Origin of the sequence: Candidatus Thioglobus sp., assembly GCF_029243085.1 — a bacterium.
Classification (GTDB): Bacteria; Pseudomonadota; Gammaproteobacteria; order PS1; family Pseudothioglobaceae; genus Thioglobus_A.
Map to the genome: position 1 here is coordinate 1 of NZ_JAQWSS010000083.1, position 11,887 is coordinate 11,887.

An 11,887-nucleotide genomic window follows, 5' to 3' on the forward strand; every position below is an offset into this window, starting at 1 on the left:
CAAGAATTATTGCAAAAACCAGATCAATTTCGTAGTAATGAGGTGCTTGAGATTGCATTACAAAAAGGAGCGATTGTTCCTAAAGATCATCCAATGAACAATGCATACTACTAATCAACCAACCCAAGCCTACGATTTCAAAACCCAGGACATAAAGGTTTTAAAAAAGTTATTGCCTTATTTATTGGCAATGCGTTCCCGTGTGATTTTAGCAACATTATTTTTAATCTCTGCCAAACTAGCTAATGTTGCTGTACCTGTTGTTCTTAAAGAAATTGTTGACTCTTTAGATCAAACAAATATATTGTTGATTTTGCCATTGGGTCTGTTATTTGCCTACGGATCTCTAAGACTGGCCAGCTCATTGTTTAATGAACTTAGAGATGCAATTTTTGCAAAAGTTCGCTATCATGCAATGCATTTAATTGCATTGGGCGTCTTTAAACATTTGCATACACTTGATCTATCATTTCATCTTGATAGGCGTATTGGTGGCATCACCCGCGATATTGATCGAGGTACACAAAGCGTCTCAACCTTGTTATCTATTTTTGTTTTTAACATTCTTCCATCTTTTTTTGAAATCTGTTTGGTTATTGGCTTGTTGTGGATTAATTACGATGTTTTTTTTGCTGGAATCTCGTTAGCAACTGTTGTATTTTATATTGGCTTAACGCTTGCAATTACTACGTGGCGCATGAAGTATCGCTATCAGATGAATGACATGCAGTCTGAGGCTAATACTAATGCAGTAGATAGTTTAATTAACTATGAAACAGTTAAATATTTCAACCGCGAAGCGTATGAAGTTAATCGTTATCAAGATACCATGACCCGTTGGGAAAACGTTGCCACTAAAAGCTTTACATCAATGACAGCACTTAATTTTGTTCAGGGTGCAGTTATTGCAATTGGTGTTACACTAATCTTGATTATGGCTGCACAGGGCGTCGTGGAGCAGAAATTAAGCTTAGGTGATATGATAATGATTCAGGCATTATTACTCCAATTATTTATGCCACTCGGATCATTGGGTATTGTTTATCGTCAAATTAAACATAATTTTATCGACATGAATAATATGTTTAACTTACTTGACCAGCGTCCAAAAGTTAGTAGCTCGAAAGACGCACCTAAACTAAAAGTAAGTCAAGGAAAGGTTGAGTTTAAAGAAGTGTCCTTTGCATATACCGGAAAAGATTCGGTAGTAGATAAAATTAGCTTTACTATCGAATCGGGACAAAAAGTAGCGATTGTAGGAGCTTCGGGATCTGGCAAGTCAACCCTAGCCAAATTACTATTTAGATTTTATGATGTTGATTCTGGCGAAATTTTGATCGATGGACAAAATATTAAAAATCTTAATCATAATTCTGTACAGCAAGCGATGGGCGTTGTACCTCAAGATACTGTCATGTTTAATGAAAGTATTTACTATAATATTGCTTATGGCAAACAAGGTGCAACTGAATCAGAGGTTAAAGATGCTGCTAGGTTAGCCTTTATTGATACTTTTATTGATCAACTTCCACAAGGATATGATTCATTGGTTGGCGAACGTGGTCTTAAACTTTCTGGGGGCGAAAAACAACGATTGGCGATCGCTAGAGTGCTGTTAAAGAACCCGCCAATTTTAATATTTGATGAAGCAACATCGGCACTAGACTCATATTCAGAGCAAATGGTACAAGAAGCTTTAAATTCATTAAGTCAGCAGCACTCAACTTTGGTTATTGCACACAGACTTTCTACCATTGTAGATAGTGACAAAATTATCGTACTTGGTGAAGGTGGTATCCAAGAGAGTGGCACTCATGAGCAATTATTACAATCTAAAGGTGAGTACGAGAAGCTTTGGCAACTTCAAATTGACTCTCAGCATTCAACCATATAAAAAGATAACATTAAAGTTTAACTATGAAATTTGAATTAACAAACACAGATAATAAAGCGCGTCGTGGCAAGCTGACTTTTGAACGTGGCGAGGTACAAACACCTGCGTTTATGCCAGTAGGCACTTATGGAACAGTCAAAGCAATGACACCTGAAGAGGTTAGTGGCTTGGGTGCACAGATAATACTTGGTAACACATTTCATTTGGCAATTACACCAGGAACAGAAGTCATTGAAGCACATGGGGATTTGCATGATTTTATGCATTGGCAAGGTCCGATATTGACTGATTCTGGCGGATTTCAAGTGTTTAGCTTAGGAGCTATGCGAAAAATTAGCGAAGAAGGGGTTGATTTTAGATCTCCAAAAAATGGTGATAAAATTTTTATGGGCCCCGAAGAGTCGATGCAAATTCAGAAGAAATTGGGCTCAGATATTGTAATGATATTTGATGAATGCACACCATATCCTGCAGATAAAGCTACTGCAGATCAATCAATGCAATTATCTTTACGTTGGGCTAAACGATCAAAATCTGAACACATTAAGTTGAACAATACCAATGCATTGTTTGGCATTGTTCAAGGCGGTATGTTCGAGGAGTTGCGCCATGAATCCGCTAAATCTTTAATAGAAATTGGGTTTGATGGCTACGCAATTGGCGGATTAAGTGTGGGCGAGCCTAAAGAGGAGATGATAAAAGTATTGGATTATCTTCCTGCTGAATTGCCAGCTGATAAGCCAAGGTATTTGATGGGTGTGGGTACACCAAGCGATTTGGTTGAAGCAGTGGAACGTGGTATTGATATGTTTGATTGTGTTATGCCCACACGTAACGCTCGCAATGGCTATTTGTTTACCTCAGTAGGAATAGTGAAAATTAGAAATGCACAATATAAGCTAGATGTAACCAAGCTTGATGAGCGTTGCGGATGCTATACTTGTAAAAATTATACCAAATCTTACTTGCATCATTTGCAACGCAAAAATGAAATATTAAGCGCAAGACTTAATACCATTCACAATCTATATTATTATCAAGATTTGATGTCGCAAATGAGATTAGCTATAGAAAATGATCGTTTTTCAGAATTTAAAGATAATTTTTATCAATTACAAGTATAGGGAATATGAATAAAAAACTACTATTTTTTGTTGATGAAGGCGGGTTTGAAGACTTTACACCAATGTTTGTTGAACAAGGGTTTCTGGTTGACTTTGAAGGTTCTCAGCGTAAGGCTACGAAATTAGCAAAGAAAAATACTTATCAAGTGTTAGTGGCAGAGTTTAGTCATAATCCAGAATTTCGAGATCGAGTTAGCAATATTGAATCTTTACTGGCAACCTTAGAAGGGAATTCTCCTCAGGCAAAAATTATCATATTATATGACGATATGAATCAGCCACAATTGGATCAACTAAAAGCAAGATATAGAATGGATGTCACATTGAAATTCCCAATTAACAAGGTCTTATTGAGTCAGGCTATCGGCTAACTGTTTATCAAAATAAACATCTAAAACTTGACGTGCCAAAGGAGCGGCCTTTGAGCTGCCACTGCCTGCATTTTCAACAATAATTGCAATAGCAATTTCAGGATCTTTAATTGGCGCAAAGCCAGTAAAGAGCGCATGATCTCTAAGTTTTTCTTCGTATTTTTCAGCAATATACTGTTCTTCTGCATCAAGTCCAAAAACTTGCGCTGTTCCTGTTTTTCCAGCCAAGGTGTAGATTAAATCTTTGTTAAGATGTCGGGCGGTGCCATTTGGTGCATAAATAGTCATTCTCATACCTTCAATCACATCTTCCCAATTGTGAATGTCTTTGATGGGTATTTGACTACTTGATTTGTTCTCAGTTTCAACAATAGGTTTACCGGGTGTTTGAATGCTTTTAAGAAGTGTAGGTTTAAATAATTGACCTTTATTGGCAAGTGCGGCTGTTGCAACTGCTAATTGCAGTGGACTTGAAGTCATAAATCCTTGACCAATGCCAGCGATAAGCGTTTCTCCTCGATACCAAGGCTCATCTCTATTTATTTTTTTCCAAGATTTAGATGGCAAAATCCCACCTTTTTCACCAGGAATATCAATGCCAGTCTTACGGCCAAAATTAAACAAGTCTAAATTATCATGTAGTTTGTTGATGCCCATTTTGTCAGCTAAATCATAAAAGAATACATCGCAAGATTGAGCAATTGAATCTTTCATATCAACATGACCGTGGCCTGTACGCTTCCAATCATTAAATTTACGTTTGACATTAGGCAGTCTATAATGACCTGGGCAAAATGTTTTGCTTTTATTGTTAATAATACCTTCTTCTAGACCAGCTAACGCTACCATAGGCTTAACGGTAGATCCTGGTGGGTATAGACCTTGAACAGATCGATTAAGCTGTGGTATGTCTTTAGAGGTTTGTAGTAGATTGTAGTTTGTATGAGAAATGCCATTTACAAACCAATTTGGATCAAAAACAGGTGTACTGACTAAAGTCAGCACTTCACCGTTTTTAACGTTGACTACAACAATGGAGCCACGTTTCCCATGCAAAACCGCTTCAGCTTTTTTTTGCATGTCTAAATCAAGGCTTAGATATAAGTCTTTACCAGCAATAGCAGGGGTGGTTATTTTTGTATCCACCACACGACCACTAACATTGCGTTCGATTTGCTTAATGCCAGTATGTCCATGCAACAGGTTTTCATATTGTTTTTCAATGCCAACTTTGCCGACAAATAGTGTTCCTAAATAATTTTCTTTATCATACAATAGCTTATCTTTCTTATTCATTCTTGAGACATATCCAATTGCATGTACACTCGAAGATCCATGCGGATAAACTCTATTAAAATAAGGCTCTATATCAACACCTGGAAATTGATTACTAACTAAAAATTTAGCAACTTGATCCTTACTTAGATTATGTTTAATTGGAATATTGTGAAATTTACGAAAACGTTTTCTATTTTTATAATAAGATTTAATATCGTTTTCACTGATAAAGCCTTTGTGCTGAAGTGTGATTAGCGTCTTACTGATATTTTTAACCTTTTCAGGTGTTAGTGTTAGCTGATAGGTGAGTTGATTAGTGGCTAACAGTGTGCCGTGTCGATCAAAAATTTTTCCTCTGCTTGGAGTAATTGGTAAGCTACGCATTTGATTGCCGAGCGCTTCTTCTTGGTAGAATTCATGGTTTACTACCTGTAGATTGTAGACACGTATCAGTAGCAATAAAGTGAGTAAAAATATAAAAACCAATGCTATTTTTAATCTAGATGATAGCAGCGAATTTTCAAGTTGAGTATTGCTAATACTATCCATGGCTATTGATGCCTACATTTGGCCAGTGAAAAGCGCACAACAGGCCAAAGTATTGCGCCAGTAAGTGGCGCTAATAGTAAGTAATAATTGACATTAATTCCATGCATTAATAAATGTGTCAAAAAATAAAAAGTTAAATAGATACCACTAGAAGTGAATACATAGACTTGTTGAGTGCTTAGATTGGATACACGGAAAGACTGTTTAACATTATTAATAAAAATACTAGCCAAAATTAATGCTAAAGCATTTTGGCCAAGAATATCCCCTTGCAAGATATCTAATAAGCTGCCAAGAATAAGAGCAATAAATAAGCTGCCTTTTGCAGGAAAATAAACTAGCCAATAAGTGTAGAGCAATAACATCCAAAATGGAGACACATCAAGAATTATCTCATTAAATGGCAACACACTCAAAATGAACGAAAAGAGTGTTATTTTGAATAGAAATATGTAAGGTCGTTGAGTATTCATTGCTTATTCAAAATAATGACAAGTTCAAGGTTTTGAGTTTGCTGGATTGGCTCTAAAATAATATGTAAGAAAGATTCGTTTTTATGTTGTTCAACATGAGTAACCTTTCCTACAGGATATCCATCAGGAAACTTACCTCCTAGCGAGCTACTTAAGAAAATATCACCCATTTTAATGTCTAGATCTGGTTCGATAAACTTAACCTGCATGTGGTATTGATTTTCTGCTACTCCTTGACTAATGCCTTGTATGCCGTTTCGAGAGTTTTTTACAGGAACGTGTTGTGTTGGATCGCTAATCATAAGGATTGTGGCGTTATTTGGGGTTGTTTCTGTGATTTGACCCACAATGCCGCTAGCGCCAAGTGTTACTTGACCAACTTTTAGGAGGTCATTACTACCCTTGTTAATGGTGATTTGTTTTTTTAGACGTGAACGCGTCACTTGCTCAATACGAGCTATTGTAAAGTTGGTCTGTGGAAGTGTATAGCTTGAATCCAGCAAAGCTCTAAGTTTTTTATTTTCAAGTGTTAAGCCATCTATTTGTTGTAATTTAACCTTTAGTTTGAGTAATTCGGTAGTAAGATTCTGATTATCACTTAGCAGTTGATCTTTAGAAGTGCCTTGTTCATCAATCCATGTATAAAGTTTAGTTGGCAGGCTAACTACTACATAAACAGGAGAGATTAGTGTGGCAACACTTTGTCTTAGATTATCAAGATAAGAGAATTTGTAATCAAAAAGAATTAGAAAGATTGCAACAATTACCGGGATAAAAGTTTTAAGAAAGAACATTACCTCTTACCCAAGTTAACTAGCCAGTGCATTTATTCAGCTGCCAGGAATCCCATGTTATGTTTACTGATCATGTCTAGTGCAACACCACCACCTCGTGCAACACACGTGAGTGGATCATCTGCAACACGAACAGGCAAGTTAGTTTCTTGGTTGATAAGTTTATCTAATCCATCCAATAAAGCGCCGCCACCTGTAAGCACTAAGCCATTTTCAGCAATATCAGAACTTAATTCTGGCGGTGTTTTTTCTAGTGCTGTTCTTACAGAGCTGACAATGGTTCTAAGCGGCTCCTGTAATGCATCAAGAATTTCGGTATTAGTAATTTCAAAACTAACCGGTATGCCTTTGGCGACATCCCTACCTCTAAATTCAATTTTCTTAACGACGTTGGTTTTAAAAGCCGATCCTACTTCTTCTTTAATCTGTTCAGCAGTAGCAAGACCAATAATAATGCCATGCTCTCTACGAACAAATTTAACAATAGTGTCGTCAAATACATCGCCACCAACTCGCAATGAATCAGAATAAACAATTCCATTTAATGACATGATGGCAATCTCTGTTGTGCCACCGCCAATATCGATAACCATTGCACCAGAAGCTTCTTCAATTGCCATGCCAGCACCTAACGCAGCTGCCATTGGCTCTTCAATTAAATATACATCACGAGCGCCAGCACCTACAGCACTTTCTTTAATGGCACGACGTTCAACTTGCGTGGCGCCACAAGGAACACAAATTAATACCTTTGGGCTTGGTGAGAAAAAACCAGAGCGTAGCACTTTGCGAATGAAATGCTGTAGCATTTTTTCAGTTACCTTAAAATCAGCAATAACACCATCTTTCATTGGTCGAATTGCCTCAATTGATCCGGGGGTTCTGCCCAACATGTTCTTAGCGTCTTGACCAACTGCAATAACAGTTGCTTCCATTGAACCACGATCTTGACGAATGGCCACAACTGAGGGTTCGTTTAATACAACCGAGCCATCCATGTAAATAAGCGTATTGGCAGTACCCAGGTCAATTGAAAGACTTTGAGCTTTGAAAAAATCAAACATAAAAATTCCTGATTAGTTATTGGTGAAATAAAGAGATATAATACTATAAATAATTAGTCAAAAAACAACAATCCTTAAGGTGGTCAAAATATGAAAATTCAGCAAGATCACGTGATCGAGAGCGTCTTTAAGGCGTTGCAATATATATCATATTACCATTCTCCTGACTTTATCCAAGCCATGGCAAAAGCCTACAAAACGGAAACGCATGATTCAGCTAAAAACGCTATTGCGCAAATCTTAATCAACTCCAAGATGGCGGCACTTGGACAAAGGCCAATGTGTCAAGATACAGGTATTATTAATGTCTTTGTAGAAGTGGGCATGGATGTATCCTGGGATGCAGAATTATCTCTAGATGAAATGATTAATGAAGGTGTTAGGCGTGCTTTTACTTACTCAGAAAACCCATTACGTGCCTCTATTATTAAAGATCCTTTATTTTCTAGAGAAAACACTAAAGATAATACGCCAGCTGTTATCCACTCAAAAGTGGTTAAGGGCGATAAAGTAAAATTTATTGTTGCCGCTAAAGGATGTGGCTCTGAGAATAAAGCAAAGTTTGCCATTCTAAATCCATCATCTAGTGTGACTGATTGGGTACTTAAGACGATTCCAACCATGGGTGCTGGCTGGTGCCCTCCAGGCATTGTTGGTATTGGTGTGGGTGGTACTGCAGAAAAAGCCATGTTAATGGCAAAAGAAAGCTTAATGGATCCTATTGATATTGCAGATGTTGCACAGAAAAACAATCCAACTAATATTGAAAAGTTACGACTTGAATTAATGGAAAAAATCAATAACCTCGGTATTGGTGCCCAGGGATTGGGCGGTTTAACCACTGTCTTAGATGTGAAAATTAAAGACTATCCTAGTCATGCAGCTTCTCAGGCTGTGGCTATGATTCCAAATTGTGCTGCTACCCGTCATTTGCATTTTAGTTTGGATGGGTCAGGTGAAGCGCAGATGCCAGTGGTTGATATGGATATTTATCCTAATTTAGAGATGGATTATTCTAAATATAAGAAGGTTGACCTAAATACATTAACGCGAAAGCAAATGCATGATTGGAATATTGGGGATACGTTGTTGCTTACAGGTACCATTATTACAGGCCGAGATGCTGCCCATGTTAGGCTAAAACAAATGTTAGATAATGGTGAAGGACTACCTAAAGGAGTTAATTTTGATAACAAGTTTGTTTATTATGTTGGCCCAGTAGATCCGGTAGGGAATGAAGTCATTGGACCTGCAGGCCCAACGACTGCCACTCGAATGGATAAATATACAGATATGATGTTCGAAAATACTAATATTTTGGGCATGATTGGTAAGGCTGAGCGCGGTGAGCAGACAGTAAAAAGTATTAAAAAACATCAGGCTAGTTATCTTATTGCTGTGGGTGGTGCCGCCTATTTAATTGCTCAATCCATTAAGAAATCAAAAATTTTGGCTTTTGAAGATCTTGGCATGGAAGCTATTTACGAATTCGAGGTAGAAAATATGCCAGTTACTGTGGCAGTAGATAATGAAGGAAATAACATTCACAGTATCTTTCATGATATCCAAGTAAAGTATAATTAATGTTCGAAGTTAGTCGGATGGTCGCTGGTAGGTTTTCTTATCAGAGGAAAGTCCGGGCTCCATAGAGCAAAGTGCTAGGTAACTCCTAGGTATGGTGACATAATGGAAAGTGCTGCAGAGATTTAGACTACCCATTTATGGGAAAAGGTGAGAAGGTGTGGTAAGAGCGCACCGCGCGTTTGGTAACAACCGTGGCAAGGTAAACCCCGCTTGGAGCAAGCTCAAATAGGCTACCATTGATGCGGCTCGCATAAGGTAGCGGGTAGAGTGCTAAAGAGTATTGGTGACAATATTCGTAGATGAATGACTATCTATTACAGAACCCGGCTTATAGACTAACTTCACTTTTATTAAAATTTATTATAGAATACTTCTATGAGTAGAGTGTTTACACAAATAATTGCCGTGGTTTCATTGGGTTTGACCATCAATGTTTATGCTGAAAAAGAAGTGTTCTATACTGATGGGAATATCACCATTTATACTGATAATACAGTTGTGTATACTGGAAAAAAAGAGGTGCCAGTATTCGAGCCTTCCTCTACTTGGGTAGAAGAAGACTACTTTACACAACAAGAAAAATACTGTGAAGTAGATTCCGTTCATAAGGATAAATTAAAAGCATTTCTAAACTCTATTCAGAAGAAATAGTGTTATTTTTTTTGAGCTAGGATGGATCTATCCATATTGTTATAATCTTTAAATTTTTGTATGTTAGTAAATTTAATTGATAACAATTCTACAATTTTAGCTTGTTGGTCGTAGCCATGTTCTAGCAGTAAAAAGCCAGATTTTGAGAGATAGTTTGGTGCTTGATTGATAATCGTTCTAATGTCATCCAAACCATCTTTACCTGCTGTGAGTGCTGAGATTGGCTCGTAGGTTAAATCATCAAGGTAAGCGTCACCTTCTTCAATGTATGGCGGGTTGGAAATGATTAAATCAAACTGTTGGCTTGCAACTGGATCAAACCAATTTCCTTGTAAAAATTCAATTGTTCTAGTGGTGTTTGACTTGGCCACTTCAAGCGCCTTAGATGAGTAATCAGTGGCTGTTACTTGCCAATTAGGGTTTTTATCCGCCAAGGTGACGGCAATAATGCCACTACCAGTGCCCATGTCCAGCAGTTTACAAGGATAGTTTTTTGGGAACAAGTCTAATGCAATATCAATCAACAGCTCGGTTTCTGGCCTAGGGATGAGGGTATCAGGTGTGACGTTAAAATCTAAGTGATAAAAGCCTTTTTTGCCACTAATATAAGAAAAGGGTGTTCCATTGGTTCTTTGCTTAATAAAGTCATCTAGAGTTTGTTTTTCTAGGAATGTGAGTGGATAGTTACTATGGGTAACAAGCTCTACGTTAGTTTTATTAAGTACTAGAGATAGCAGTGGCGCAATATCAATTGCGCCACTGCTTAAGTAGTCTTGAATGGTGTTCAAAGTTTACAGGTCAGCGGTTGTTAGCCCTAGAGATTTCCAAGCATTCATGCCACCACGGTAGTATTTGATTTTAGATGCTGGATAGCCATATTTAAGTAATGCTTTAATAGCAGTTGGCGTTTGGCCACACCATATACCATTACAATACATAACCAAGGTTTTAGCATAAGAAAAGTCATAGATATCATCGACTTGAACGCCTAATTGGTCTTCCATAATTTCCATGGCTTTTTCTTTGTTTTTAAACTTAGTATAAGGAATGTTGATCGCAGTCGGAATACCACCGGTAATAACCGGCCAGTTTGGTGTGCGAGTATCAATAACTAAAATACTATCATCGCCTGTTGAGCGTTGTTTGACATAGTCAATCATTTCAAGCTCGCCAATGGTTTCAACTAAATGCGGTGCAAAAGGATGCATAGGTTGAATTTTTCCACGCGTAGTTTTTAAGTAAAAATTAGAAATTTCATTATCGCGATCTTGGATTCGTTGTAATTTAATCATTTCATCTTGATGCAAAATATCAATTGAAATCACACCTGGAGAGATAAACACCTCTTTTGTTTTTTCCCCTTCGGCGTTTGCCATAAGTGTCAATGCACTTAACAATAAAATAAATAGTTTTTTCATTACCCTCTCCTTTTTGGTTAAATTTTTCTTAAATCAAAATAATTTTTTATTGCAACAATCAGTCCGAGACCAATAAATGCTCCGGGCGGCAGAATGGCTAATAGCGTGCCTTGATAGTCATCAAAAATGGTGACGCTAAGCGTTTCACCAATGTCACCCAATAATAAAGCAGATTGATCAAATAAAGTGCCTGATCCGATTAGCTCTCTCATAGCACCCAATATGATCAGAATAATTGAAAAACCAATGCCCATCATTAATCCATCAAGCGCTGACTTTCCCCAGGTATTTTTACTTGCGTAAGCTTCAGCACGACCTAAAATAGCACAGTTAGTAACAATTAACGGCACAAAAATACCCAAAATTAAATACAAATCGTAGAAATACGACTGCATTAATAACTCAACAACAGGGGGCAAACTGGCGCGCAAGACAATATTATTCCAACCGCAGACATTGCTTCAGGTGTAATTCATTATTACCCACAGAATCAGCTTACCCAATACCTGATGGACCTCAGAGAATACCGTCCAAAATGTGTGCAAGAGTTCTTTAAGGAATTGGCCACTGAAATGAATAAACGACCGCTGGTAGACCGGTTAAAAGAAAGCAATAATCAATTGGGCATGCAGCACCTTATGCAGGTGTATGAAGAAATTTACCTCTTTAGAAATGGCCATTGGCAGT

At 37.5% G+C, this 11,887-nt stretch carries 12 protein-coding genes, 1 other RNA gene and 1 pseudogene; 7 read left to right on the top strand and 7 right to left on the bottom strand.

Features of this window, described 5'->3' with window-relative positions:
• The first annotated feature begins 100 nt into the window (after positions 1-100).
• Genes P8M52_RS04425 through P8M52_RS04435 form a run of 3 tightly spaced genes read left to right on the top strand, consistent with a single transcriptional unit; the run spans position 101 to position 3,389 of the window.
• Entirely contained in the window at positions 101-1,894 is a 1,794-nt protein-coding gene (locus P8M52_RS04425) for an ABC transporter ATP-binding protein/permease (protein WP_300307877.1), read from the top strand.
• Positions 1,895-1,917: 23 nt separating this feature from the next.
• Entirely contained in the window at positions 1,918-3,018 is a 1,101-nt protein-coding gene (tgt, locus tag P8M52_RS04430; RefSeq protein WP_300307879.1) for a tRNA guanosine(34) transglycosylase Tgt, read from the top strand.
• A 5-nt stretch (positions 3,019-3,023) separates the two neighbouring features.
• Complete coding sequence (locus tag P8M52_RS04435) at positions 3,024-3,389, top strand: hypothetical protein (RefSeq protein ID WP_300307882.1); 366 nt, start codon at positions 3,024-3,026, stop codon at positions 3,387-3,389.
• Here the strand turns inward: P8M52_RS04435 and mrdA are convergent.
• From mrdA to P8M52_RS04455, 4 genes are read right to left on the bottom strand one after another with little or no spacing between them, the layout of a single operon-like run.
• Entirely contained in the window at positions 3,366-5,216 is a 1,851-nt protein-coding gene (gene mrdA / locus P8M52_RS04440; RefSeq protein WP_300307885.1) for a penicillin-binding protein 2, read from the bottom strand. The genes P8M52_RS04435 and mrdA overlap by 24 nt on opposite strands.
• A gap of 2 nt (positions 5,217-5,218) precedes the next feature.
• Positions 5,219-5,689 (bottom strand): rod shape-determining protein MreD, encoded by a 471-nt coding sequence (gene mreD, locus P8M52_RS04445; protein WP_300307888.1) that lies wholly within the window; start codon positions 5,687-5,689, stop codon positions 5,219-5,221.
• Positions 5,686-6,483 carry a rod shape-determining protein MreC gene (mreC, locus tag P8M52_RS04450; RefSeq protein WP_300307892.1) on the bottom strand — a complete coding sequence of 266 codons (798 nt, stop codon included), beginning with the start codon at positions 6,481-6,483 and terminating at the stop codon, positions 5,686-5,688. Before mreC ends, mreD begins: the two co-directional genes overlap by 4 nt.
• 32 nt (positions 6,484-6,515) lie before the next feature.
• Positions 6,516-7,547, bottom strand: a complete 1,032-nt coding sequence (locus P8M52_RS04455) for a rod shape-determining protein (protein ID WP_300307895.1) — start codon at positions 7,545-7,547, stop codon at positions 6,516-6,518.
• A 90-nt stretch (positions 7,548-7,637) separates the two neighbouring features.
• Here P8M52_RS04455 and P8M52_RS04460 point away from each other — a divergent pair, with 90 nt between their 5' ends.
• The 3 genes from P8M52_RS04460 to P8M52_RS04470 all read left to right on the top strand — a co-directional run bounded on the left by P8M52_RS04460 (position 7,638) and on the right by P8M52_RS04470 (position 9,782).
• A complete protein-coding gene (locus tag P8M52_RS04460) occupies positions 7,638-9,131 on the top strand; it encodes a fumarate hydratase (RefSeq protein WP_300307898.1) in 1,494 nt (497 codons plus the stop codon).
• Between the two features lie 5 nt (positions 9,132-9,136).
• An RNA gene (gene rnpB / locus P8M52_RS04465) (RNase P RNA component class A) lies at positions 9,137-9,478 on the top strand.
• Positions 9,479-9,506: 28 nt separating this feature from the next.
• Complete coding sequence (locus tag P8M52_RS04470; protein ID WP_300307901.1) at positions 9,507-9,782, top strand: hypothetical protein; 276 nt, start codon at positions 9,507-9,509, stop codon at positions 9,780-9,782.
• Between the two features lie 2 nt (positions 9,783-9,784).
• Here P8M52_RS04470 and prmC read toward each other — a convergent pair whose 3' ends face one another.
• From prmC to rsxE, 3 genes and pseudogenes are all read right to left on the bottom strand, one after another.
• Positions 9,785-10,570 carry a peptide chain release factor N(5)-glutamine methyltransferase gene (prmC, locus tag P8M52_RS04475; RefSeq protein ID WP_300307904.1) on the bottom strand — a complete coding sequence of 262 codons (786 nt, stop codon included), beginning with the start codon at positions 10,568-10,570 and terminating at the stop codon, positions 9,785-9,787.
• Between the two features lie 3 nt (positions 10,571-10,573).
• Entirely contained in the window at positions 10,574-11,200 is a 627-nt protein-coding gene (locus tag P8M52_RS04480) for a rhodanese-like domain-containing protein (protein ID WP_300307907.1), read from the bottom strand.
• 17 nt (positions 11,201-11,217) lie between these two features.
• Positions 11,218-11,637 (bottom strand): annotated as a pseudogene (rsxE, locus tag P8M52_RS04485) (electron transport complex subunit RsxE); the annotation flags it as partial.
• A 33-nt stretch (positions 11,638-11,670) separates the two neighbouring features.
• On the opposite strand from rsxE, the gene P8M52_RS06770 reads away from it, so the two are divergent.
• Positions 11,671-11,887: hypothetical protein (locus tag P8M52_RS06770; RefSeq protein ID WP_363320153.1), on the top strand; the 217-nt coding region annotated here is incomplete at its 3' end.

What these genes read in the sequence shown, in the direction of transcription:
- P8M52_RS04425 (WP_300307877.1), top strand. Translation starts at nt 101, where the DNA reads ATGCATACTACTAATCAACCAACCCAAGCCTACGATTTCAAAACCCAG.
- tgt (WP_300307879.1), top strand. Translation starts at nt 1,918, where the DNA reads ATGAAATTTGAATTAACAAACACAGATAATAAAGCGCGTCGTGGCAAG.
- P8M52_RS04435 (WP_300307882.1), top strand. Translation starts at nt 3,024, where the DNA reads ATGAATAAAAAACTACTATTTTTTGTTGATGAAGGCGGGTTTGAAGAC.
- mrdA (WP_300307885.1), bottom strand. Translation starts at nt 5,216, where the DNA reads ATGGATAGTATTAGCAATACTCAACTTGAAAATTCGCTGCTATCATCT.
- mreD (WP_300307888.1), bottom strand. Translation starts at nt 5,689, where the DNA reads ATGAATACTCAACGACCTTACATATTTCTATTCAAAATAACACTCTTT.
- mreC (WP_300307892.1), bottom strand. Translation starts at nt 6,483, where the DNA reads ATGTTCTTTCTTAAAACTTTTATCCCGGTAATTGTTGCAATCTTTCTA.
- P8M52_RS04455 (WP_300307895.1), bottom strand. Translation starts at nt 7,547, where the DNA reads ATGTTTGATTTTTTCAAAGCTCAAAGTCTTTCAATTGACCTGGGTACT.
- P8M52_RS04460 (WP_300307898.1), top strand. Translation starts at nt 7,638, where the DNA reads ATGAAAATTCAGCAAGATCACGTGATCGAGAGCGTCTTTAAGGCGTTG.
- P8M52_RS04470 (WP_300307901.1), top strand. Translation starts at nt 9,507, where the DNA reads ATGAGTAGAGTGTTTACACAAATAATTGCCGTGGTTTCATTGGGTTTG.
- P8M52_RS04480 (WP_300307907.1), bottom strand. Translation starts at nt 11,200, where the DNA reads ATGAAAAAACTATTTATTTTATTGTTAAGTGCATTGACACTTATGGCA.